General features: G+C 68.6%; 1 protein-coding gene and 1 pseudogene. Both read left to right on the top strand.

What is annotated here, in order from left to right; translation table 11 throughout:
* Positions 1–371: pseudogene (locus tag CSC78_RS19120) on the top strand (hypothetical protein); the annotation flags it as partial.
* Positions 372–820: 449 nt separating this feature from the next.
* Entirely contained in the window at positions 821–2,710 is a 1,890-nt protein-coding gene (gene mnmG / locus CSC78_RS18665; RefSeq protein ID WP_162339373.1) for a tRNA uridine-5-carboxymethylaminomethyl(34) synthesis enzyme MnmG, read from the top strand.
* The last annotated feature ends 251 nt before the right edge of the window (positions 2,711–2,961 follow it).

Raw genomic sequence — 2,961 nt, 5'->3', positions numbered from 1 at the left:
CATTGGTCGGCGACAATAATCCCCCCCCCAAGCCGCCGCCGACCAATGGGGGCGGCAATCGTCCGCCGCCGTGGCGCGACCCCACCGGTCGCTGGCGTGAAGGCGGCGCTCAGCCGATGGTCCCGGGCCGGCCGGCGCAGGTGACGCCATCGCCGAGCCAGCCGCGCGTGGGTGAAGGCGGCTACCGTCCGCCACGCGTGACGCCGTCCCCGTCCATGCCGCGATCCGCTGAACGGCCGCAGCGTATGGAAAGGGCGGCGCCACCGCCGCGTGCCGAGCGATCCGCGCCGCCCCAGCGCATGGAGCGTTCCTCCCCGCCGCCGCGTGCCACACCGCGCGACAATGGCGGCACGCGCGAACTGGAGCGGTAATCCAGGCGGCGCGGCGGTGCCGTCCGTCGCCTGTCCCCCACCGCTGACGCGGTTTCGAACCTCGGTTGACCGGTTGCGTCGCTTTCTGACGTAAGCGGCAATTAAAGGTTCAATGTCGACGTCCGGTGGGGAAATCTGGATCCCCCCTGTTCCGGCCCCATCGGGCGTCGGCGCCTAACGAAAAGCCCGGCTTTGCCGGGCTTTTTTCTTGCTCTGGTATCCTGCGCGCATAAAAAGGGGCCGGTAGTCCCCCGACTACCGGCCCCCGGCATCCCCGGCGTGCGCATGGCTGGCCCCTGTTCCAATTACCAACCCGGCGCCCCTGGTCGCTTGCCACGACGGGTGCATGGGAATACAGCAGGAAGCGTGCCAACTTTGCCCGGTCGCCATGCCGGATCCCTTCTTCCGGACCGGCCCCGTCCACCGGCCTTCGTCATCGACTCCTTGCCATGAGCGCCAGCTTCCACCACTACGACGTCATCATCATCGGCGGCGGCCATGCTGGCACCGAGGCCGCGCTGGCGTCCGCGCGTGCCGGTGCGCGCACGCTGCTGCTGACGCACAACGTGGAAACCGTGGGCGCGATGAGCTGCAACCCGGCCATCGGTGGCATCGGCAAGGGTCATCTGGTGAAGGAGATCGATGCACTGGGCGGCGTGATGGCCTGGGCCGCCGATCGTGCGGGCATCCAGTGGCGCACGCTCAACGCCTCGAAGGGACCGGCCGTGCGTGCGACGCGCTGCCAGGCCGACCGTGCGCTGTACCGCAGCGCCATCCGCCGGGCGGTGGAAGCGCAGCCGAACCTGACGCTGTTCCAGGCCGCCGTCGATGACCTGGTCATCGAGAACGGCACCGTCCGCGGCGCGGTCACCCAGACCGGCCTGACCTTCCTTGCGCCGGCCGTCGTGCTGACCGCGGGCACCTTCCTCGCCGGCAAGATCCATGTCGGCGAGACGCAGTACGCCGCCGGTCGCGCCGGCGATCCGCCAGCGACCGCGCTGGCGCAGCGGCTGCGCGAGGGCGCCTTCGTCGTTGATCGCCTGAAGACCGGTACGCCGCCGCGCATCGATGGCCGTTCGCTCGACTATTCGGTGATGGAGGAGCAGCCGGGCGACGATCCGCTGCCGGTGATGTCGTTCATGGGTAACGTCGCCGACCATCCGCGCCAAGTGTCGTGCTGGATCACCCACACCAGCGAACAGACGCACGAGATCATCCGAGGTGCGCTGCATCGCTCGCCGATGTACTCCGGCCAGATTGAAGGCATCGGCCCGCGCTACTGCCCGTCCATCGAGGACAAGGTGGTGCGCTTTGCCGAGAAGGCCAGCCACCAGATCTTCGTCGAGCCGGAGGGCCTCGACGTCGCCGAAATCTATCCGAACGGCATTTCCACCTCGCTGCCGTTCGACGTGCAGCTGGCGCTGGTGCGCAGCATCCGCGGCATGGAGCACGCGCACATCACGCGCCCGGGTTATGCCATCGAGTACGACTTCTTCGATCCACGCGGCCTGAAGGCGTCGCTGGAAACCAAGGCGGTCGCCGGCCTGTTCTTCGCGGGCCAGATCAACGGCACCACCGGCTACGAGGAAGCCGCCGCGCAGGGCCTGCTCGCCGGACTCAACGCCGCGCGCTTCGTGCAGCAGAAGGAGGCATGGTCGCCGCGCCGCGACGAGGCCTACCTGGGCGTGCTTGTCGACGACCTGATCACGCACGGCACCAGGGAGCCGTACCGCATGTTCACCAGCCGCGCCGAGTACCGGCTGCAGCTGCGCGAGGACAACGCCGACCTGCGTCTCACCGAAACCGGCCGCATGCTCGGCCTGGTCGACGACGCACGCTGGCAGCGCTTCGAGGCCAAGCGCGAAGCCATCGCGCGCGAGACCGGCCGCCTGCGTGCGTTGTGGGCCACGCCCGCTAACGCGCTGGGCCGCGAGGTCGCCGACACGCTGGGCGTGCAGGTCAGTCGCGAAACCAACGTGCTCGACCTGATCAAGCGTCCGGAACTGGACTACGCCAGGCTGATGTCGGTGCCGTCCATCGGCCCCGCCGTGGACGATGCGCAGGTGGCGGAGCAGGTGGAGATCGGCGTGAAGTACGCCGGTTACCTCGACCGGCAGCGCGACGAGATCGAACGCCAGCAGCGCAACGAGTCCACGCCGATCCCGGCCGGTTTCGATTTTTCCGGCGTGCGCGGCCTGTCGGCCGAAGTGCAGCAGAAGCTGGAACGCGTGCAGCCGGAAACCATTGGCCAGGCCCAGCGTATCCCCGGCATGACGCCTGCCGCCATCTCGCTGCTGCTGGTGCACCTGGAGCGCGCGCGGCGTACGCGGGTGGCGTAAGCGACCGTTGACGCCTTTGTAGGAGCGACGTGAGTCGCGACCGCAGGCCTTCCGACATACAGAGCTGAGTCCGACCGCTGGCGAGGGTTCGCTGCCCCGGAGAATCTGCGGTCGCGACTTACGTCGCTTGTGTCTGCGGTTACCCCTAGAGTTGTGGCGGAGAGCGATGTGCGGCAGGCCGACAGGCCGCTGTGTTCGAGCACGTGTAGGAGCCAGGGCCGCCGCACATCGACCTCGATCCATAGCCCGAA

This window comes from Pseudoxanthomonas japonensis (genome assembly GCF_010093445.1).
In the GTDB taxonomy this organism is placed as follows: Bacteria; Pseudomonadota; Gammaproteobacteria; order Xanthomonadales; family Xanthomonadaceae; genus Pseudoxanthomonas_A; species Pseudoxanthomonas_A japonensis.
This window is presented reverse-complemented; position numbering and strand designations above follow the sequence as displayed.